The sequence below is a fragment of the Streptomyces sp. NPDC088097 genome (assembly GCF_044741845.1).
Classification (GTDB): domain Bacteria; phylum Actinomycetota; class Actinomycetes; order Streptomycetales; family Streptomycetaceae; genus Streptomyces.
This window is the reverse complement of the sequence record NZ_JBIUTJ010000002.1, coordinates 781814-801797: the sequence shown is the minus strand read 5'-3', so window position 1 is coordinate 801797 and position 19984 is coordinate 781814. Positions and strand designations below refer to the sequence as shown.

Here is a 19984-nt window from a genome sequence, read left to right as displayed (position 1 = left end):
GGCGGCATGTCGGGCCGCGCGGCGGCCGCTGTCACCCGGGAGGCCCCGCAGAGGATCGTTCCTCCTGGGAGGCGCACCAGGGGTTTCACAGGGGTGCACAAGCGTTTACCCTTAGGGGTGAACGCTTGTGCACCCCCCAGGTGTGCCCCACCCCCCGTTCCCGCATGGAGCAGCATGACCGCCGAGATGCCCGAGCCCGCGTCCCCGTCGACCCCCTCCCCCCTGATCGTCCCCGTCCTCGCCTTCTGCGGCATGGTCGTCGCCGTCATGCAGACCCTCGTGGTCCCCCTCCTGCCGCACATCCCGGAGCTGACCGGGGCGAGCCCGGGCGCCGCCGGCTGGCTCGTCACCATCACCCTGCTGACCGGCGCCGTGTTCACCCCGGTCCTCGGCAGGGTCGGCGACATGTACGGGAAGCGGCGCGTACTGCTCGCCTCCCTCGGGGTGCTCACGGCCGGGTCCGTCTTGTGCGCGATCACCTCCGACATCGGCCTGCTGATCACGGGCAGGGCCCTCCAGGGCGCCGCGCTCGCCGTGATCCCGCTGGGCATCAGCATCATCCGCGACGAGCTCCCCGCGGAGCGCGTGCTCTCCTCGATCGCCCTGATGAGCTCGACCCTCGGCATCGGCGCGGCGATCGGCCTGCCGGTGGCCGCCGTCGTCATCGAGAACTTCGACTGGCACACCATGTTCTGGGCCTCGGCCGCGCTCGGCCTGCTCGATCTCCTCCTGGTCCTGTGGATCGTTCCCGAGTCCCCGCTGCGCTCCCCCGGACGGTTCGACCTCCCGGGGACCGTCGGCTTGGCCGCCACCCTCGTCGGTTTCCTGCTCGCCATCACCCAGGGCGCGGACTGGGGCTGGACCTCCCCGCGCACCCTCGGCCTGTTCGGCGCCTCCCTGGTCATCGGCCTGCTCTGGGGCCGCTACGAGCTGCGCACCGCCTCGCCGATGGTCGACCTGCGGGTGTCGGCCCGTCCCGCCGTGCTGCTCACCAACGTCGCCGCCCTGCTGATCGGCTTCGCCTTCTACGCGAACTCGCTGGTCACCGGCCAGATGGTGCAGGAGCCCACCAGTACGGGCTACGGGCTGGGCGCGTCCATCGTGGTGAGCGGCCTGTGCCTGCTGCCCGGGGGGCTGGCCATGGTGGCGCTCTCGCCCGTCTCCGCGCGGATCTCGGCGACGTACGGGCCCCGCACCGCGCTCGGGCTCGCGGCCGTCGTGATGGCCGTCGGCTACGTGGTCCGGTTCTTCACCAGTCACAGCCTCTGGGCGATCGTGGCCGGTGCCACCGTGGTCGCCTCCGGCACCGCCATCGCCTACTCGGCACTGCCCGCGCTCGTCATGCGGGCCGTGCCGGTGAGCGAGACCGGCGCCGCCAACGGCCTGAACACCCTGATGCGCTCCGTGGGCCAGGCCTGCTGCAGCGCCGTGGTCGCCGCCGTGCTGGCGCACGTCACCTTCCTCGCCGGTGGCCACACGGCCCCGACCCTCCACGCCTACCTGTTGATCTTCCTGATCGCCGCCGGGGCGGCGCTCGCGGCCCTGGTCGCGACCCTCTGCCTGCCGTCGGACCGGACCGCGCCCGGCGTGTCGGGCGGTACGGTCGTCCTGTCAGGGCCCTTGTCCGCCGCCCGGGAGAGCGCATGAGCACCACCGAGCCGACCGCCGTCGCCTCCGAGACCGAGACCGCGACCGATGCGCAGACCGGGACGACCGCGGCCCAGACCGGGCGCGAGGCGATCGTCCGCGCCGCGCGCAGGGCGTTCGCACTGCGCCCGTACGCCGAGGTGACCATGCGGGGCATCGCGGCCGACGCCGGCGTGAGCCCGTCCCTGATCGTCAAGCGGTTCGGCAGCAAGGAAGCCCTCTTCAACACCGTCGCCGACTTCCGGCCCGCCGCCGACGCGCTCTTCGCCGCACCCCTGCCCACCCTGGGCCGGCACCTGGTGCTCACCATGCTCCGGCTGCGCGACCGCTTCCGGGGCGACCCCCTGCTGCGCGTCGTCTTCTCCCTCGGCAACGACGACGAACGCAGCCTGCTGCGCCGGCGCTTCCGCGAGCAGGTCACCGACCGACTGGCCGCCATACTGACCGGCCGCGAACCGCAGTTGCGCGCCGAGCTGATCGCCGGTCAACTGCTCGGCCTGGGCGCCACGTTGAGCCTGCACCGGCCGGACGGCGCGGGCGCTCTCGCCGCTCCCGAACGCCTGGCGGACCTGTACGCGCCCGGCCTCCAGCGGCTCATCGACGACGTGCCGTAAGGGCGGGCCCGCCCACCGGCGCCTTCCCGGCGGCCCCCCTACGGCTCCCCGACGCGCGACCCGCCGCGCGACCCGCCGCGGTCTACGCTGGTGGGGCAGCACGGACCGAGGAGGCCGCCGTGAAGGCCCAGCCGCATCCGCAACGCTTCCACCTCGACCAGGACGGGCATTCGATCACCGTCGTACGGGGGGCGGGGCCCCTGGTCGAGCTGCTGGTCGACGGCAGGGTGGTGTCCTCCACCCGCACCAGGCGCGGTGCGGCGGCCGAGCTGCGGGGCCTGATCCCGGCCGACGGCGCCGAGCGGCCCTTCACGGTCCGCGTCGGACGTTCGGACATCCCGGGCGACGAACCCCTCTGCGCCCTGGAAACCGGGGGCCTGCTGTACCTCATGCCCCTGGTCCCGCTCACCGAGCGCGAACGGTGGCCGGCCGAGCCGACCCCTTCGCCGCGCACCCCGGCCGAGCTCTGGGCCCGATGGCGCGCACACCGCCGACGGGTTTGAAGGGCGCGATCCCGGTCACACGAGGCGAACGATGACGAGGGGGCCCCGTATGACCACACCGGAGGAGAACGCGCGCCCGGCCGCGGGCCGCGACGTGGTGCTCGCGGTCGGGCTGGTCGGCATATGCGTCGGCGGTCTGGCCGTCTTCCTCAAGGCGGCCAAGGCCGCGGGGACCGGGATACCGGTGGCGCCGATCGCGACGGTGGCCGTCCTGGCGGCGGGCATCGCACTGGCGAAGTGGAGCATCGCGCCCGTCCGGCGCCGCTCCCGAGCACGGGCCGCGGACTCCTGGCCCGCCCCGGACCGGGACCACCACGTCGCGCCGGTGGACGACCTGCCCGACATCGGGGGCGGTGCGCTGGACCACGCCGCGGTGGACGCCGACGGGTTCGAACACGCGGTGGCCGCCCTGTGCGCCCGGGACGGCTGCACTTCGGTGGAGGTCGTGGGCGGCGCCGGCGACCTGGGCGCCGATGTGCTGGCGACGACCGCGGACGGGCTCCGTGTCGTACTCCAGTGCAAGCACTACGCCGAGGACAACCGGGTCGGCTCACAGGACCTGCAGCGCTTCGGCGGGACCTGCTTCGCCGTTCACGAGGCCGACGTCGCGATCCTCGTCACCACCAGCTCCTTCACCGCACCGGCCGCCGAGTACGCCGCCACGTGCGGGATCATCTGCGTGGACGGCGAGGCCCTGGCGTCCTGGACCGACCTGGGCACCCCTCCCCCGTGGCAGGACGCCGACCGTGACGCCGTACCCGGTGCCTCCGGGGCCTGAGCCCGGCCCGTGCGGCCCGAACCGACCTGACCGGCCCCGTGCGGCCGGTCAGGTCGGTTCGGGCCGCCGACCGTGGGGCGCCCGGGCCGACGGCGCATTCTTTCGCGGGCGCGGGGCATCCGCTCGTACATGACCGTCTACGTCGTCACCGTTCCCGGCACCCTGTTGACCGAGCTCTCCACACAGGCGCGGGGCGAGTTGCTCCGCGCCCTGCGACCGGCCGACCCCCGCACCACGGACCTCGGGGTCGAGGAGGGGCTGGACATCCTCTCCTTCTTCCCGGACTCGCCGGCCTTCACCCTGCACCTGGAGATCGAGGCGCCGGACACCCGCGCAGCCGAACGAGAGGCGCGCGACCTCGCCTCGGCGGCCTTCCTGAGCGCCGGACTGGGCGCCGATCAGGCCCCCCTCGGCGATCCCGTCATCACCGGGATCTCCAGCGAATAGCCCCACCGGCTCCACCCGCCGTGTGCCCGGTCGCGGGTGGGCGATCCTACGGACCCGCGACCGGGCACACGGCCGTCCGTGACTCAGCCGTGGGTGGCGTCGATGACGCAGAAGCGGTTGCCCTCGGTGTCGGCCAGCACGACGAAGTCCGGGTCCTCGGGGTAGGAGTCCCAGTCGACGTGGCGGGCTCCCAGCCCCACGAGGCGTTCGACCTCGGACTTCTGCTCGGCAGCGTCCGCCGCGTAGAGGTCGAGGTGGATCCGGGGACGTTCCTGCACGGGCGTCGTACTGCGGCCGAGGGCCAGGCCCGGGGCTCCGGCGGGGCCGGCGGACGGCACCAGGACGATCCAGTCGTCCTCCGTCACACCGTCGCGCGGCACGTACCCGAGTGCTCCGCCCCAGAAGCGCGCCGCCCGTCGTACGTCCTGGGCGCCGATGACGATCGTTCCGATGTTCAGCATCCACCGATTCTCGCAAAGGCCCCGCCCGCCCGGCCGGTTGAGGCCGCCGGTACCCAAGGACCTCGGCCGTCGGTCCCTCAGGCGGCGTGTCGGCGGGCGTGCGCCCGGCGGTGCGTGGGCACCGGCTCCGACCCGACCTCCAGGTCCGGCACGGCCCGCAGGTGCCGGCCCGCCACCGGCTCGGCCCCGCCCTCGCCCTGGGGGCCGAGCAGGAACTCCTCGTACCGCCCGAGGGCGAGCACGGCGCACAGGAGCAGCGGCGGAAGCAGGAACGCGGTGAGGATCACGGAAGTCCCTTTCACGGTGGCGGCCTTCCGCGCGCATGCCCCGCTCGGGCGCCGACAAGCGGCGGACGCCCCGTCAGAGGTCGAGGCCGAGGAGGGCCTGCTTCACCACCTCGGTGAGCGCGGGGTGGATCCAGTACGGCTCCTCGGCGAGCGACGTCGCGTCGATCCCCCGCGTCATCGCCAGCACGAGGGGCTGGATGAGGAGGGAGGCCTGGGGGCCCATGATGTGCGCCCCGAGCAGCCGTCCGGTGCCACGCTCCGCCAGGACCTTGCAGAAGCCGGTGGTGTCCTCCATGGCCCAGCCGTACGCCACGTCCTGGTAGCGGGCCTCGCCCACGACGTAGTCCTCGTCGCGGTCGCGGCACTCCTGTTCCGTGGAGCCGACGGAGGCGATCTCGGGGCGGGTGAACACGGCGGCCGGCACGAGGGTGTGGTCGGCGGCGGCGAGGTCGTCCGGGTGGAGGAGGTTGTGGGCGACCACATCGGCCTCGCGGTTGGCGACGTGCTTCAACGGGACGGGTGAGCAGATGTCTCCCAGGGCGTAGACCCCTTCCACGCCGGTGCGTTGGTGGGCGTCGACCACGATCCGGCCGTCGTCGTGCGTGGAGATGCCCCCGGCAGCGACGTCCAGTCGGTCGCTCTGGGGGGTCCGCCCGGTCGCCACGAGCAGCGTGTCCGCCTCGACGGTCGTGCCGTCGTCGAGCGTCAGGGTCAGTGCGCCGGGCTCGCCCCGCAGGCCGGTGAGCGTACGACCGAGCCGTAGGTCGTACCGGGTCCGGGCCAGGTCGGTGAAGCGTTCCGCGACGCTCTCGTCCTGCCCGGTGAGCAGTCGGGGTTCCATCTCCACGATGACGATCCGGCTCCCCGCCGCGTGGAACACCTCGGCGAGCTCCGCCGCGATGTAGCCACCTCCCAGTACGGCCAGCCGCCGGGGCGGGGCGTCGATGCGCATGACGGTGTCCGAGGTCTCGTACGGAAGGCCCGACTCGGCGACCACGGGCGGCAGGGCCGGCCGGCCCCCGGCCGCGACGACGATCCGGTCGGCGCTGACCTCCACCGTCCCGTCCCCGGTGTCGATCCGCAGCTGCCGGGGGCCGGTGAAGCGGGCCGTGCCCTCGTAGACGGTGATGTGGTCGGCGTCCAGCCGGCCCTGCCGGCCCTCCGCCCGCTCGGCGTCCAGTCTGCCGAAGATCCGGTCGCGGATCTCCCGCCACCGCACCTCGCCGAGCCGGGCCTCCACCCCATAGCGGTCGGCGTCCCGGACGGTTTCGATCACGTGGGCGGTGTAGGCCAGCATCTTGCTCGGGATGCAGCCGGAGTTCAGGCAGGTGCCGCCGAACCACTTCTCCTCGACCACGGCCACGTCGTGATCCGCGAAGGACTCGCCGATCACGGCATTGCCCGAGCCGGCACCAATGACGATCAGATCGTGATGACGCATCGCCCCAGCCTACGAGGCACCCGCCCGCCTCGCCGGGAAGAGGGGCGCGGATCGGGCCTCCGGCATCCCGCGCGCGGGGTCCCGGTGACGCCGGCGGGCCGTTTTCGGCCGTCTTGCGACGGGGCCCGCGCGCGAGGGCACATGTGCCGCTTTCGGGGGCAGGCGAGGGGTGTCCGTACCCGAGGTCCCAGGAGGTTCCACGATGTTGATCAGCGTGACGCGTACCGGCGGCTTCGCCGGGAGGGAACGGACGGGTTCCCTCGACACACGGTGCCGGGCCGACGGCCCGGAGCTGGAGCGACTGGCCGAGCGCTCGATGAGCGCCGACACGACCCCGGTGCGCCCCGTGCCCGACGCCTTCGACTACGTCGTCCACGTCGACGGCAAGGTGACGGAGTTACGGGATCCGTACCTCACCGACGAGCAGCGGGAGTTGGTCGACGCCGTGCTGGGCCAAGGCCTCTGAGCGGCTTCCGGTCGGCCTCCGGCAGAACCCTGACGGGGCTCAGGCGCGGGGCGGGCGGGTTGCGGTGCCGAGGTAGAAGGCGTCGATGCTCTGCACGGCACGCTCGAACTCGTCGAGGTTGACCGGCTTGGTCACGTACGCGTTGGCGTGACTGCTGTAGGCGCCCACCACGTCCTCGGGGGCCGAGGAGGTGGTGAGGACGACGACGGGGATCGTCTGGAGCGTCTCGTCGCTCTTCAGGATCTGCAGCAGGTCGCGGCCGTTCATCCGCGGCATGTTGAGGTCGAGGACGATGAGGTCCGGGCGCACGCTGTCGGGGGCGCGCAGGAATTCCAGTGCGGCCACCCCGTCGGTGACCTGGACCAGGTTGCGGGCCCCCCGCTCGGAGAGCGCCTCCTCGATGAGCATGGCGTCGGCGACGTCGTCTTCGACGAGCAGGACGTCGAAGGGGCGTGCGGTGGCGGTCATCATCGGGTGCTCCGTGGGCTTGTCGAGGGGGTGGTTGAAGAGTCCGGGCCAGCGTCGGCGCGCACCTTGTCGGGTAATGCCGCATGCATCGCCCAGCTGGGGGTAACCGGCACCCGCACGGGCCGCGTCCTGGGCCACGTCCCGCTGGAGGCGTTCGGCGGCCTGCCGGATCTGGTCGAGGACGTGCAGCAGTGCCAGGGCGTGGCCGGGGCCGTCCGCCCGGGCCTGCGACGGACCGTCCAGGCTCAGGCGGGTGAGGTGCTGGGCGAGGCCGTGTACCGACGCGGCCGCGACGGCGGCCGTTTCCTGTGGTGTTGTCCTCAGTACGAAGCTCTTTCCCGGCATACCCGGCACTCTAGGCCCGGGGGACGACCCGCGACAACCATGGTTGTCGTCGAGGGCTCTAGAGTATGCGAGCCGCGCCTTTCACCTGGGCGCGACCGCGACAGCAGAGGGGTTTCGAGATGGCCGGCGAAGAGGGGATCCCTCGCCCGGGGTCGTTCTCCACGTGGACGACCCGACGGTGGCTCCGTGCGGGTGTGGCCGCGTCCTTGACGGTCCTGGTCCTGCTCGGAGTGATGGGCGCCTGGGTACTGGCCCGGACGGAGACCATCAGCCGGGAACTCGTGGACACGAAGTCGCCCGCGGTGACCACCTCCGTCCGCCTGGAGTCGGCGCTGCTGAACCAGGAGACCGGCATCCGCGGTTACGGACTCACCGGAACCCAGGACTTCCTGGCCCCCTACCGGCAGGGGCTGACGGACGAGCGGGCGGCCACCGCCTCGCTCGCCGAGCTGCTCGCGGGGGACGCCGCACGGCAGGACAGCCTCCGGTCGGTCGTCGAGGCGACCGAGAAGTGGCACGAGCGGATCACGCGGCCGATCGCGGCCTCGCCGTCCGGCTCGCCCGTGGCGTTGGCCGGCGAACGCGCCGCCGAGGGGAAGACGACCTTCGACACGCTCAGGGCGGCGCTGTCGGAGTTGCAGGCGGACCTGCGGACGGACCGCGCGAAGGAGCGTGCCGCCCTCTGGGACACGATGCGGGTGCGCAACTGGGTCTTCTCGGCGATCGCCTTGGTCATCGTCGCCTTGGCCTCGCTCGTCTTCGAGGGGCTGCGCCGCGGCATCACCCGGCCGCTGGAGCGACTCGGAGCGGACGCCCGGGCGGTCGCCCGCGGTGACTTCGAACACGTCATCACCCCGACGGGACCGGCCGACCTGCGTCGGCTCGGCGAGGAGATCGACTCCATGCGGTTGCGGCTGGTGCGGGAGCTCGCCCTCGTGGAGGAGGCACGCGTGCGCCTGGACTCCCAGACCGCCAACCTCCGACGTTCCAACGCGGAACTGGAGCAGTTCGCCTACGTCGCCTCCCACGACCTTCAGGAGCCCCTGCGCAAGGTGTCCAGCTTCACCCAGCTGCTGCAACGCCGCTACGGCGGCCAACTGGACGAGCGGGCCGACCAGTACATCGGTTTCGCGGTCGACGGCGCGAACCGGATGCAGACCCTGATCAACGACCTGCTCGACTTCTCCCGGGTGGGCCGCGTCCACCACCTGCACCAAGGCGTCGACCTCGACTCGGTCATGGAACAGACCCTGTCCGCGCTCAGCGTCAGCATCGAGGAGTCGGGGGCCGAGGTCACCCACGACGCGCTGCCGACGCTGGTCGCCGACCCGACGCAGATGGGCATGCTCTGGCAGAACCTGATCTCCAACGCCGTGAAGTTCCGCCGGCCGGACGAGGCCCCGCGGATCCACGTCTCGGCCGTGCGGGAGGACGCCCTGTGGCGGTTCACCGTCACCGACGACGGCATCGGCATCGCCCCCGAGTACGCCGAGAAGGTCTTCGTGATCTTCCAGCGGCTGCACACCAAGGACGCCTACAACGGCAGCGGCATCGGCCTGGCCATGTGCAAGAAGATCGTCGAGTTCCACGGCGGCACGATCCGGATCGATCCCGACTACACGAAGGGCACCCGGATCACCTTCACCCTCGCCTCCGAACCGCTCGACGACACGGCGCTGGACGGCGCCCCGCTCGCAGACTCCTCGCTCGACGGCGCCCCGCTCGGAGACCCGGTGCTCGCGGACGCGGTGCTCGCGAACGCCACGCCCGACGGCGCCCTGCCCGGCGACCCCACACCCGGCAAGGCCGCACCCGGCGCGAGCGCCCCCGAGGAGACGGCCCCATGACCGGACCCGTGTCAGCGCACCCCACCGACGAGCCGCTCTACCGCATCCTGCTGATCGAGGACGATCCGGCCGACGCCATCCTGGTCGAGGAGCTGCTCCACGACTCGGGACTGCCGTTCGAGCTGACCGTGTCCACCACCCTGGCCGGGGCAGGCGCCGAACTCGCCGCGCGCCGGGCCGACTGCATCCTCCTCGACCTCCACCTGCCGGACCTCTCGGGAACGAGCGGCGTCACCACCGTCCGCCACCTGGCCCCGCACACGGCGGTCATCGTCCTGACCGGCCTGTCCGAGAAGCAGGCGGGCACGGACGCCATGGCCGCCGGAGCCCAGGACTACCTCGTCAAGGGCCGGGTCGAACCGGACCTGCTGCACCGAGCGGTGCGCTACGCCGTCTACCGCAGCAGAACCGAACGCACCAACTTCGAGGCCCAGACGGCCCGCCTGCGGGCGGAGGAGAACGTCCGTCTGGAACGGGGACTCCTGCCTCAGCCCCTCCTGGACACCAGCGAGCTCACCGTCGCCACCCGCTACATGCCCGGCCGCGAGGGAGCCCTGCTGGGCGGTGACTTCCTCGACGTGGTCGAAGGCGACGACGGCTTGGTGCACGCCGTCGTCGGGGACGTCAGCGGGCACGGCCCGGACGCCGCCGCACTCGGTGTCTGCCTGCGGATCGCCTGGCGCTCGCTCGTGCTCGGCGGACATCGCGGCACCGACCTGCTGAACCTGCTCGACCGCATCCTCATTGCCGAACGCGGCGACCGGTTCCTCTTCGCCACCTGCGCCCTCCTCACCCTCGACCACCGGGCCGCAGCCGCCACGGTGTACCTGGCCGGGCACGACGCGCCGTTGCTGACCACCCGCGAGGGCACCCGTGAGGTCACCCGTGAGGTCACCGCGACGCACGGCATCGCCCTGGGCATCGCCCCCGCCCAGGGCGGCTGGCCCCCCACGGTCATCCCGCTGCCGGCGACGGGAGCCCTGACCCTCTACACCGACGGCCTCACCGAGGGACACACCGGAGTGGGCAACGAACGACTCGGCACCGACGGACTGCTCGACCTGATCGAGAAGCTGCCGCCGGCGGACGCGGACACGCAGGTGGACCTCCTCATCAAGGAGACCCGCGCCCTGAACTCCGGCCGGCACACCGACGACCTGGCCGTCCTGCGACTGGACTGGGCCGACCGCACCCCGTCGGACGGGCAGGCGCGGGGCCGGACCTGATCCGGGTCCGACCCACGGGCCCGTGCGCCCTCCCCCGCTACGGGTGGACACACGGGCCCCTCGCCCCCCTGGCGATGCGGCCGGACGGCTCGCAACCTCCCCGGGACCCCCGTACCGGGGGAGGTTGCGAGCGCCGTCCCCACCAGCGGGAACGATCACCACTCTAGGGCTGCGCGGACCGGCCGGCCGGGGGCCCCACACGCCGGCCGGGGGTCCTTTCGCGCCACCGGGGGCGAACCGCGCCACGAAGGGAACAACACGTGCAGGACTACGGCGACGACCCGGTGCCGAGCGCCGGCCCGTCCTCCGCCCCGGTGCTCGCGCGCACCCACCGGGGGACGACCTCCTCGGCCCTCACCCGCTTGAACGTCAAGGCCGCCGATCTGCTCGGCATCCCCTTGGAGCGCTACGCGCACCTGCTGGGGGTGGCGCCGGAGCACCTCAACGACGACCTGTTCCGCACCCCCACGATCACGAGCATCCGCATCGTGGAGCTGGCGACCGTGCACGCTCCCTGGACCGATGTGGCCCTCCTGCTGGCCCGTCAGTCGAGCATCGGCAGCCTCGGGATCTGGGACTACCTGATCACCTCCGCGCCGACCCCGCTGGAGGGGATCCGCGACGCCTCGACGTACCTCGCCACCGTCGTGGACGTCAGCGCGGACAGCCTCCAAGTCACCGAGAACGGCGAGGTGGTGACGCTCAGTCACTTCAACGCGGGCGACCGGGCCCACGAGGCGGCCTGCGCCGTCCGCGCCTGCGCGCTCGGCCTGTACCAGCGGCGTCTCGGTGACGCGGCCCGGCGCCACCTCGTTCCCGTCCGCGTCATCCTGGCCGCCCGGACCCCCCGCCGGCACGACGCCCTGATCGAGCTGTACGGGACCGACGCCATCGAGTTCGAGGCGCCCGTCAGCTCGATCACCTTCCTCGCCTCCGACCTCAAGTCACCCACCCCACACGCCCAACCCGGCCTGTCCACCGTGCTGCGCCGGCACGCCGACCAGACCCTCGCCACCTCGATCCCGCTCCACAACTGGCTCGACCTCTTCCGCACCGCCCTCGCCTCCGTGCACGACGAGACCGCCGTGACGATGCCGACGGTCGCCCGACGCCTGGCCATCAGCACCCGGACCCTCCAGCGCCGCCTCGACGCACACGGCACCACGTGGAGCGACGAGGTCGAGGGCGTACGGCGGGACCACGTCGACCGGCTCCTGCACGGCAGCGACCTCAGCATCAACGCGATAGCCGCCCGCAGCGGTTACGCCGACGCCCGGGGCCTGCGCCGAGCCGTCCAACGCTGGTACGGCACCACTCCCGCCGCCCTGCGAAGCGCCGGTCGGACCCACCACCGGACCATCCGGGCCGAAGCCGGGCCCCTCCGGTAGCCGCAGCCCGCTCCGCGGAAGCCTTCCGGGGTGTGGGAACCGTTCCGGCGGGCAGGCGCTCGGCGACACGTGGCACCGCCGCCCGCGTCCACCCGCCCGCCCCCACGGCGCCCGGGGCCGGTGTTCCCGCCCGCGCAACCCGACCGGACCGCTGACACGCGAGAGGCATCACCTGTGACCGATCAGCCCGCACTCCGCCGCCAGGCCGTCACCCTGACCTACGACCAGATGGTGGAGGCGGTGCGCTACGAGGGCGCCTACCCCACCCGGGACCGCCCCGCCGAGGCGGTCCGGAGCGTCATGGCGGCCCTGGGCCGCCGGCTCACGGGGGACGAACGGGTCGACCTCGCCGCCCGCCTCCCGGTGGAGGTCGCCGCGGTCTTCGCTTCCCAGGTCCCCGAGGCCGGGACCGTCACCGGCTGGGGCTTCGTCGAGGACCTCGCGTCCCGCACCGGGGCGAGCCTGGCCACCGCGCGGTGGGAGACGGGCGCCGTCCTCACCGTGGTCGCCCGTGTCGCCGGCCCCGCGCTGGTCGTGCGGATCCTGGCCGCCCTCCCCGACGGATGGGCCCTGCTCTTCGGCCAGGCACAGCTGTTGCCGCCGAGGACGTCCGCCTGAGCGGTCGGCCCGGTCAGCGCGCGGGCGCCGGGTCCGTCATGCGGCCGCGACCACCGCGGGGAGCAACGCGTGGGCACCCAGCCCCCCGGTCTGGCGCCGGTACGCGTGTCGCCGACCGCGGTGGACGGTCCGGCGGGACCGGCAGAAGGCGCCCGCCTGAGCGGAACACTCCGGGCAGGCGACCCCGTACGCGCCGTGCCGGTAGAGGCGAAGGGTCTCGTACACCGCGTCGAGTGCCGACTCCGTGACGGTCATGTCGCTCATGTGTCGCCTCCAGGCGTCGCGCGGACGGGCAGGTCCGTCTCTCCTCCCGTGTGCCCGAGACGGCGAGAACCATGATCGCAACAGTAGAAGAAGGCTCTGACAACCGTCCCGGAAGAGTGGCCCGACGTTTACGCCGAGGGTCGCCGGCAAGGCGAAGGAGACGTGTACCGAACGAATGGGAGCGCCGAGATGGGAACGCTGATTCTGTTGGTCGCACCGATGATCCTGGCACTCGCCCTCGCCTACGGGCGCGGCAGCCACGCCCGTCACCGGGCCCGCTGACCGGTCCCGCGGCCGCGCGCCGTCGCGCGCGGCCGCGGGATCGGCGGCTGCCGGATCAGTAGCGCAGGGCCGTCCCGACCTCGGCCTTGACGTCTCCCGAGAGGCCGCGGGTGCTGCGGGCCTGACCCTCCCCGGTGGCGCCCGGGGCGACGTCGGAGACGGTCACGACGACCGTGTCGAGGAGGTTGCCGCCGCTGTCGCGGAAGTTCACCTGGACGGCGAAGGACTTCTTGTCCGTCGCGGTGTTGGAGACCTTCACGGGCACGATGCTCCTGCCGTCGGCGTCCTTGGTCGGGCTGCCCAGGCTGACCTCCGCCCTGGCGTCGACCCCGTCCTTCACACTGTCGAGCTTCTTCTTCGCGTCGGCGGCGGCGGCGTCGAGACCCGCCCCGACCGATTGGACGGCCGAGGCCGCCTTCGAGGCGACACTCGAGGGGGTGCTGTCGTCGGAACATCCCGCGGCGCCCGCCGTGAGGGCCGTCAGTACGGCGGCTACGGACAGGGCGCGCGTCCACGAGCGGGTCATACGGGCCTCCATGGGGCTCCTCCGGTGTCCGGCCCGGCGCGAGGTCGGGCCGAGGGGCGTCAGCGGCCACCCATGATGTCGCGCGCACCACACCTCGGCCCGGCGAGCCCCGCGCCATCGGGGCGGTTTTCATCCGTCTGATTGGGGTAGGCGGCGTTTTGACCGATTACCGAGGTCTTCGGTGTGGCAGTCCTCTGTCGAGTGCTGTGGGACCACCGTCGACCGCGTGAAGAATGGAGACCCCGTGTCCGTCGTGAAGAGCGCCCTCCCGGAAGCCGACCTGAAGATCGTCGGCGAGGCCCTGCAAGGCGCGCTGGTGGACCTGATCGACCTGTCGCTGGTCGCCAAGCAGGTGCACTGGAACGTGGTGGGCCCCCGCTTCCGGTCCGTCCACCTCCAGCTCGACGACGTCGTGGTCTCGGCCCGCGCCCACTCCGACGTGGTCGCCGAACGCGCGTCGGCGCTCGGCGTGACCCCGGACGGCCGCGGGTCCACGGTGTCCTCGTCCAGCGGCATCTCGGAGGTCCCGGCGGGCTGGGTGAAGGACGTGGACGCGGTCCGGGTCCTCGTCGACGCCCTCGGCTCCGTGATCACCCGCATGCGCGACCGCATCCGCGCCACCGGCGAAGCCGACCCGGTGACCGAGGACATCCTGATCGGCCTCACGGGCGACCTGGAGAAGCACCACTGGATGTTCCAGGCCGAAAGCGCCTGAGCGGGCCGAAGGCCCCGTCCGGCCACCTCGTCAGGCTTCCGACGCCCCCTCCCGGCCCCCTGGGTCGCGCGGGGGCGTCGTGCTGCCGTGGGTGAGGGTACGGAGCGGTGGGCGGCCCGTGCGGCGGCGGGTCGCCGTCAGCCCACCGTGGTGGGCGGTGGGGTCCAACGGCGGTTGCGGGGCAGCGTGTCGGAGACCCCGTAGTCCTTCCGGAGCTGCTCGGGGATCGCGTAGTGCATGACGCGGCCCCGGGTGAGGGAGGACAGCTCCAGAACCGTGGTGAGGTGGCCGAGGCGGTCCAGCGCCCAGGCGCCCATCGGGGACCGGTCCTCGATGGTCTCCAGGACGCCCAGCAGGTGGGGGACGGCCTTGACGACGGTGTCCCACGGGGTACGGGGCACCCGGAGCCAGTCCGCGCCGGTGTCTCCGACGAGGTGGCGGATGAGCGCGGAGACGATGGGGTCGAAGAAGGTCCCGGGCACCACCTCCTCGTAGAGGTCGATGAGTTGCCGGGTCAGGTGCGCACCCTCCTCGGAGGGCCCCATGTGTCGGAGCATGTACAGGTCGAGGAACCGGCGGGATGCGTCGAGGGACGTGGGGACGGCGTCCTGGTCGACGCCGAGCATGGCGCCGACCACGCGCCAGGCGTAGGAGTAGGCCTCAGCGCCCTCCGTCGACATGTGGATGCCGAGTCGGTGCAGGCTGTCCAGGACGAGCATGGAGAAGAACATCTGCCCGCCGATCATGTCCTCCTGACAGATCGGCGTTCCCAACGCACCCGTGTCCCACCGGTCCTCGCGTACGAGGTGGTGGCGGATGGAGGCGTGCAGGAGGCGGACCTTCTGTGCCGCGGGGATGAAGCGGCTGCCGGCCTCGAAGGCGTCGGGCTGCATCAGCTGGACGGTGAACTGCCCGGTCTCCGCCATCCGTTTGGACGGGTACTTCAGTCCGTGGGTGGTCGAGAGCAGCTTCGCCACGTGCGGGACGAGGTAGCAGGCGGGCATGGAGGCGAAGGACAGCGCGGTGGAGATGTGCACGTTGTTGTCGATGAAAAACAGCCGCGCCTGCTCCATCACCCCCCAGTCCACCCAGGCCGGTGGGACCCGGGTGGCCTCCAGGTACTCCCGCGCGACATCGGGCAGCCCCTCCGGCAGCGGGGCGCCGGCGGTGGAGACGTAGCGCATGAGGGTGTTGAACGTGCCCACCTCGCCACGTTCGAAGAGTGCGGCGACGGTGGCATCGGCGAGTTCGTCACCGCTCTGCCGGAGGGCGTCCATCGACGCCTCGGTGTAGGTCATGCGGGGTTCCTTCTCTTCCACGGGGTCACGACAACCGGACCGACGCCGAGTGCGCGAGCGCGGTCAGGGCGGCGACGGCCGGCGCCGGGGCGTCCAGGTGGTGGAGGGCGTCGAGGGCCTCCTCGACGCGTGAGCCGATCATGTCCTCGATGCGGTCGGGGGCCTTGAGCGCGCGCATCACCGCGCGGACGGCGTCCAGGCCCTCCTCGTCGAGGTCGCGCCGCCCGAGGAGGGCGCGCAGCAGTTCGCGCTCGTCGTCGCCGGCGAGCCGCCAGGTCTCCGCCAGCAGGGCCGTGGGCCGGTGGCCGCGCACGTCGTCGGCGTTGGCCTTGCCGGTGCTCAGCGGGTCTCCGAACAGGCCGAGGAGGTCGTCCCGCAGTTGGAAGGCCTCGCCCAGTGGCAGCCCGTACGCGGAGTAGCCCTCGCGCAGTCGCGCGCCGGCTCCGGCGAGGACGCCGCCGATGAGCAGGGGTTGTTCGACGGTGTATTTGGCGGTCTTGTAGCGGATCACCTTCAGCGAGGCCGCGGTGTCCGGGCCCGCTCCGGTGCGCAGGATCTCCAGGCACTCGCCGGCGACCAGTTCCCGGGCCATCAGCGACCACAAGGGGCGGGCCCGGGCGAGGTAAGCGGCGGGCAGCCCGCTCGTCGCGAACAGCTGCCCCGCGAGCGCCATCAGCAGGTCCCCCACCAGCATCGCCAGCGACCTCGCGGCATCCGCCGCGTCCGCGGGATCCGGTCGCCCGCGTACGGCGTCTCGCAGGGCGACGTGCGCGGTGGGCCTCCCGTGCCGCAGCGGGCTGTCGTCGATGAGGTCGTCGTGCGAAACGGCGGCGGCGTGCACCAGCTCCATGGAGGCCGCCGCCCGCAGCAGCGCGTCGCTGTCCGGTTGTCCCACCGCGCGCCAGCCCCAGTAGCAGAACGACGCCCGCAGCCGCTTGCCGTCCACGACGGCGGCCTCCAACTGCTCGGCCACCGGGCCCAGGAGCGGGTCGATCTCGGCGAACCGGTCGGCCTCCTCGGCGACGAACCGGTGCAGGACCCCGTCGACACGGGTCTTGAACGCGGCCGGCGCCCACCGGTCAGAGGTCATCGGCGTCGCGCCGGGCCCGGGCCTGGCGGGCCAGGACCTCCAGGGTCGGCGGGGGCGCGGCCGCGTACCGGTCCAGTGCGAGCCGGCCCCGGGCCATGAGGTCCTGCTCGGCGTCGGCCGCCAGATCGGCCGCGTCCGAGCGGCGCAACAGTCCCCGTACCGTCCCGACGGCGGATCCCAGGGCGGATCCCAGCGTGGTCACCGCCAGGTCGGCCAGTCCGGCCACCAACAGCACCGCCTTGTCCGCCGGTGTTTCTCCGCTCTCGCCTCCGGTCTTGCCCCCGGCCCGCTCTCGCGGGCCCCCGTGCGGTCCCGTCTCCTGTGGCATGCCGTCTCCCCCACCCGCCGCGCGTCCGGACGGCGTCGGTCACACGCCGTCCTTGCGAGCATCGCGTCGCGGCGGGCGCGAGAGCGGCACTACTCACCATCGAGTGACCGGGCGCTCACCCGTGCGGATCTCGACCTTGGCCGTGGGGGCCCTGTGGGGCCTACGGGAAGGGCTACGGAAGGAGTTGCGCGAGTGCGGTGAAGACGCCCTCGGAGAATTCCGTGACCTCGGAGAAGCCGAGTTTGCGGTAGAGCCGGACGGCCGTGGCGTTGTCGGCCCGGACGTTGAGGCCGATGTGGTCCACGCTCTTCCCGAGCTGCCGGCACAGGGCGGCGACGCAGGCTTCGGCCGCGCCCCGGCCCCGCGCGTCGGGGAGGGTGGCCACGTTCCCGATCGCGGCGACCCGGTAGGCGGCGGAGTAGACGTGCACTCCCGCGACCGCGACGAGGCGCTCGTCACGCCGTGCGCCCACGTACTGTCCGGTGTCGAGCATCCGCGGGTCGAACCAGTTGCCCGGGTAGGCCTCTTCGAACAGCGCGAGCAGTTCGGGCAGTTCGGCCCGGCCGAGGGGGGCGGGGCGCCACGGGCCGCTCGCGGGCGGGACCCGGTCGGGGTCGGTGAGCGCCATCCGCAGGAGGGTGCCGTGCGGCTGTTCCCCGTACGCCCTGCGGAAGACCTTGCCGACCTCTCCCGTGGTGTGCCCGAAGAAGCTCCGGGGCAGCACGGGCAGGAGCGCCTCGGCCAGGTCCTCCAGCTCGGCGGCCTGTCCGGGGCGGGAGAACGCGAGCAGGGTGGGGATGTCGCCGACCGAGTAGAGCAGGGCGACCGGACCACCCTCGGACACCGTGTACCAACTGGTGTGGGGCCACAGCAGGTCGTCGAGGTCGCCGAGTTCCATCACGTGCATCGCCGGATCGCGGCCGAAGCGGTCGGCCAGGGAGCTTCGGTCGTGGAGGCTTCGCAGGGTCACCCGACCAGCGTACGGGGCCGGCCGGCCGGGCCCCCGGGCCACCCCGCCCGGCGGGAGAACCCCACGGGGCGGGGATGCGGGGGCAGGGCGTCAGAACCTCGGGTCGGGAGACTGGGCCGCGCACAGTTCCGCGGCCTCCTCCTTGGTCTCGACGGAGGGCGGGGAACCGTCGAGGGGCTTGCGCGCGGTCTCCTTCATGCAGGCGACGGAGACGATGCCGACCAGTGCCGCGCCCATCGCGTAGTAGGCGGGCATCAGGTTCGAGCCGCTCCAACTGATCAGGGCCGTGATCACCAGCGGGGTCGTACCGCCGAAGACCGACGCCGACACGTTGTAGCCGACGGACAGGGAGCCGTAGCGGACGTGCGTGGGGAAGAGCGCCGGCAGGGCGGCGGACATCGTGCCGAGCAGGCAGACGAGGGAGACGCCCAGCATCAGCATGCCGAGGGTGATCGCGGGGATGCCTCCCTGACGGATCAGGAGGAACGCGGGGAGCGAGAGCACGAGGAAACCCACCATGCCGGCCATGAGCAGCGGCTTGCGGCCGAAGCGGTCGGAGAGCTTGCCGACGCTGCTGATGGTGAGCATGAGGAAGACCATCACGGCGAGCAGGATGAGCAGGCCGTGCGTCTCGCTGTAGCCGAGTTCGTCCGACAGGTAGGTCGGCATGTACGACAGCAGCATGTAAATGGCGATGTTGTAGGCGCCGACCAGACAGACGCAGAGGACCAGCGTGGGCCAGTAGTCGCGGAAGATCTTGGAGAGGTCGCCCTTGCCCGTCGTCTCGACGCTGTCGGCCGCCTCGGTGGCGAGCGCCTTGCCGCCTCCCAGCTTCTGGAAGGCCGGGGTCTCGTCGAGGCGCAGCCGCAGGTAGAGGCCGACGAGGCCGAGCGGTCCGGCGACGAGGAAGGGGATGCGCCAGCCCCACGTCTCCATCTGGGTGTCGTCGAGCACGGCGTACAGCGTGGTGACGAGGCCGGCCGCGCCGATGTATCCGGCGAGGGTGCCGAATTCGAGGAAACTGCCGAAGAAGCCGCGTCGCTTGTCGGGGGCGTATTCGGCGATGAAGGTGGCGGCTCCGCCGTACTCTCCGCCGGTCGAGAAGCCCTGGAGCATCCGAAAGACGATCAGCAGGACGGGCGCCCACAGGCCGATCATGTCGTGCGAGGGGATGAGGCCGATGGCGAAGGTGCCGACCGCCATCATGATCATGGTGAGCGCGAGCACCTTCTTGCGGCCGAGCCGGTCGCCCATCGGGCCGAAGAACAGCCCGCCCAGGGGCCTCACCAGGAACGCGACGGCGAAGGTGGCGAACGAGGAGAGCAACTGGGTGGTGGCGCTCCCGGACGGGAAGAAGACGTGCCCCAGGGTGACGGCCAGGTAGGAGTAGATGCCGAAGTCGAACCACTCCATGGCGTTGCCGAGCGAGGCCGCCTTCACGGCGCGCTTGACTGCGCGGTCGTCCGTGACGGTGATGTCCGTCCTGCGAAGTCTGGGGTTCCGGCGCTGCCTTATCGCTCGGAAGAGTATGGGGTGGCGCTTCACCGCTTCCGGATCGGCCACCTGTGGGGGTTGGGGGGCCGCCATGGCCGGTCCTTTCCTCGGTGGATGTTCCAGGAGGAGCGCTTGCGCGATCATGGCGGTCGCAAACCCGATCAAGGCTCAAATGCGATGCGCGTCACATCGCGCCGGCCTGAACCCCACGCATGACAGGACCCGGCCTGGTGACTACGGGCCCTGGCCGGGTCCTGCGTGTGCGGGGCACCCGGCGATGGGGCTGCGCCGAGGTTCCTTCCCCCAGATTGGCACAGGTGGTGACCTTCCGCATTATTTGCGTCACGGAGCGTGGTGGGCGAGAGCGCTCCCCCGGCGCGCCGCGAGACCTACGAAGAGTCGTTCGACCTCCGCCGCCCGGCCGTCGGGGCTGAAGTCCGGACGGAGGCGGTTCTTCGACGTGCCGGCCTCCCTGCCGGTC

General features: G+C 72.3%; 22 protein-coding genes. 11 read left to right on the top strand and 11 right to left on the bottom strand.

Annotated features, from left to right (window positions below):
- The first annotated feature begins 174 nt into the window (after nucleotides 1–174).
- The 5 genes from ACIOD1_RS09650 (at nucleotide 175) to ACIOD1_RS09630 (ending at nucleotide 3989) form a co-directional block, all read left to right on the top strand.
- Nucleotides 175–1647: an MFS transporter gene (locus ACIOD1_RS09650; protein ID WP_401901291.1), complete on the top strand. Its 1473-nt coding sequence runs from the start codon at nucleotides 175–177 to the stop codon at nucleotides 1645–1647.
- Nucleotides 1644–2261 (top strand): TetR family transcriptional regulator, encoded by a 618-nt coding sequence (locus ACIOD1_RS09645; protein WP_365630462.1) that lies wholly within the window; start codon nucleotides 1644–1646, stop codon nucleotides 2259–2261. Before ACIOD1_RS09650 ends, ACIOD1_RS09645 begins: the two co-directional genes overlap by 4 nt.
- A gap of 119 nt (nucleotides 2262–2380) precedes the next feature.
- Nucleotides 2381–2764: a hypothetical protein gene (locus ACIOD1_RS09640; RefSeq protein WP_365630459.1), complete on the top strand. Its 384-nt coding sequence runs from the start codon at nucleotides 2381–2383 to the stop codon at nucleotides 2762–2764.
- Nucleotides 2765–2813: 49 nt separating this feature from the next.
- A complete protein-coding gene (locus tag ACIOD1_RS09635; protein WP_401901289.1) occupies nucleotides 2814–3542 on the top strand; it encodes a restriction endonuclease in 729 nt (242 codons plus the stop codon).
- 129 nt (nucleotides 3543–3671) lie between these two features.
- Nucleotides 3672–3989, top strand: coding sequence for a hypothetical protein (locus ACIOD1_RS09630; protein WP_365630029.1), 318 nt, complete (start codon nucleotides 3672–3674; stop codon nucleotides 3987–3989).
- An 83-nt stretch (nucleotides 3990–4072) separates the two neighbouring features.
- On the opposite strand, the gene ACIOD1_RS09625 is transcribed toward ACIOD1_RS09630, so the two are convergent.
- The 3 genes from ACIOD1_RS09625 to ACIOD1_RS09615 all read right to left on the bottom strand — a co-directional run bounded on the left by ACIOD1_RS09625 (nucleotide 4073) and on the right by ACIOD1_RS09615 (nucleotide 6178).
- Complete coding sequence (locus ACIOD1_RS09625; RefSeq protein ID WP_401901287.1) at nucleotides 4073–4450, bottom strand: VOC family protein; 378 nt, start codon at nucleotides 4448–4450, stop codon at nucleotides 4073–4075.
- 77 nt (nucleotides 4451–4527) lie between these two features.
- Complete coding sequence (locus tag ACIOD1_RS09620; RefSeq protein ID WP_365630023.1) at nucleotides 4528–4737, bottom strand: hypothetical protein; 210 nt, start codon at nucleotides 4735–4737, stop codon at nucleotides 4528–4530.
- A 73-nt stretch (nucleotides 4738–4810) separates the two neighbouring features.
- A complete protein-coding gene (locus tag ACIOD1_RS09615) occupies nucleotides 4811–6178 on the bottom strand; it encodes a mycothione reductase (protein WP_401901285.1) in 1368 nt (455 codons plus the stop codon).
- Nucleotides 6179–6380: 202 nt separating this feature from the next.
- On the opposite strand from ACIOD1_RS09615, the gene ACIOD1_RS09610 reads away from it, so the two are divergent.
- The gene (locus ACIOD1_RS09610; protein ID WP_365630017.1) at nucleotides 6381–6644 is read left to right on the top strand and encodes a protealysin inhibitor emfourin; all 264 of its coding nucleotides are present in this window, start codon (nucleotides 6381–6383) and stop codon (nucleotides 6642–6644) included.
- Nucleotides 6645–6683: 39 nt separating this feature from the next.
- Here ACIOD1_RS09610 and ACIOD1_RS09605 read toward each other — a convergent pair whose 3' ends face one another.
- Entirely contained in the window at nucleotides 6684–7457 is a 774-nt protein-coding gene (locus ACIOD1_RS09605; RefSeq protein WP_365630014.1) for a response regulator, read from the bottom strand.
- Between the two features lie 119 nt (nucleotides 7458–7576).
- On the opposite strand from ACIOD1_RS09605, the gene ACIOD1_RS09600 reads away from it, so the two are divergent.
- The 4 genes from ACIOD1_RS09600 to ACIOD1_RS09585 all read left to right on the top strand — a co-directional run bounded on the left by ACIOD1_RS09600 (nucleotide 7577) and on the right by ACIOD1_RS09585 (nucleotide 12536).
- A complete protein-coding gene (locus ACIOD1_RS09600; RefSeq protein ID WP_401901283.1) occupies nucleotides 7577–9304 on the top strand; it encodes an ATP-binding protein in 1728 nt (575 codons plus the stop codon).
- On the top strand, nucleotides 9301–10530 hold the full coding sequence (locus ACIOD1_RS09595; protein ID WP_365630009.1) for a SpoIIE family protein phosphatase: 1230 nt from the start codon (nucleotides 9301–9303) through the stop codon (nucleotides 10528–10530). The genes ACIOD1_RS09600 and ACIOD1_RS09595 overlap by 4 nt, the downstream gene beginning before the upstream one ends.
- 260 nt (nucleotides 10531–10790) lie before the next feature.
- Complete coding sequence (locus ACIOD1_RS09590; protein WP_401901281.1) at nucleotides 10791–11918, top strand: AraC family transcriptional regulator ligand-binding domain-containing protein; 1128 nt, start codon at nucleotides 10791–10793, stop codon at nucleotides 11916–11918.
- 174 nt (nucleotides 11919–12092) lie between these two features.
- On the top strand, nucleotides 12093–12536 hold the full coding sequence (locus ACIOD1_RS09585) for a DUF2267 domain-containing protein (RefSeq protein WP_401901279.1): 444 nt from the start codon (nucleotides 12093–12095) through the stop codon (nucleotides 12534–12536).
- A 36-nt stretch (nucleotides 12537–12572) separates the two neighbouring features.
- Here the strand turns inward: ACIOD1_RS09585 and ACIOD1_RS09580 are convergent, their stop codons facing one another.
- Nucleotides 12573–12800, bottom strand: coding sequence for a hypothetical protein (locus ACIOD1_RS09580; protein WP_365630003.1), 228 nt, complete (start codon nucleotides 12798–12800; stop codon nucleotides 12573–12575).
- 337 nt (nucleotides 12801–13137) lie between these two features.
- The gene (locus tag ACIOD1_RS09575; RefSeq protein WP_401901277.1) at nucleotides 13138–13608 is read right to left on the bottom strand and encodes a hypothetical protein; all 471 of its coding nucleotides are present in this window, start codon (nucleotides 13606–13608) and stop codon (nucleotides 13138–13140) included.
- A gap of 244 nt (nucleotides 13609–13852) precedes the next feature.
- Between ACIOD1_RS09575 and ACIOD1_RS09570 the strand changes: the two genes are divergently transcribed.
- Nucleotides 13853–14323, top strand: coding sequence for a DNA starvation/stationary phase protection protein (locus ACIOD1_RS09570; protein ID WP_365629998.1), 471 nt, complete (start codon nucleotides 13853–13855; stop codon nucleotides 14321–14323).
- Between the two features lie 137 nt (nucleotides 14324–14460).
- On the opposite strand, the gene ACIOD1_RS09565 is transcribed toward ACIOD1_RS09570, so the two are convergent.
- The 5 genes from ACIOD1_RS09565 to proP all read right to left on the bottom strand — a co-directional run bounded on the left by ACIOD1_RS09565 (nucleotide 14461) and on the right by proP (nucleotide 19596).
- Nucleotides 14461–15621, bottom strand: a complete 1161-nt coding sequence (locus ACIOD1_RS09565; protein ID WP_401901276.1) for an oxygenase MpaB family protein — start codon at nucleotides 15619–15621, stop codon at nucleotides 14461–14463.
- Between the two features lie 25 nt (nucleotides 15622–15646).
- A complete protein-coding gene (locus tag ACIOD1_RS09560) occupies nucleotides 15647–16711 on the bottom strand; it encodes a polyprenyl synthetase family protein (protein WP_401901274.1) in 1065 nt (354 codons plus the stop codon).
- Nucleotides 16701–17039: a polyprenyl synthetase gene (locus ACIOD1_RS09555; RefSeq protein ID WP_401901273.1), complete on the bottom strand. Its 339-nt coding sequence runs from the start codon at nucleotides 17037–17039 to the stop codon at nucleotides 16701–16703. Before ACIOD1_RS09555 ends, ACIOD1_RS09560 begins: the two co-directional genes overlap by 11 nt.
- A 172-nt stretch (nucleotides 17040–17211) precedes the next feature.
- Nucleotides 17212–18009, bottom strand: a complete 798-nt coding sequence (locus ACIOD1_RS09550; protein WP_365629986.1) for a GNAT family N-acetyltransferase — start codon at nucleotides 18007–18009, stop codon at nucleotides 17212–17214.
- Between the two features lie 90 nt (nucleotides 18010–18099).
- A complete protein-coding gene (proP, locus tag ACIOD1_RS09545) occupies nucleotides 18100–19596 on the bottom strand; it encodes a glycine betaine/L-proline transporter ProP (protein ID WP_365629983.1) in 1497 nt (498 codons plus the stop codon).
- Between the last annotated feature and the right edge of the window lie 388 nt (nucleotides 19597–19984).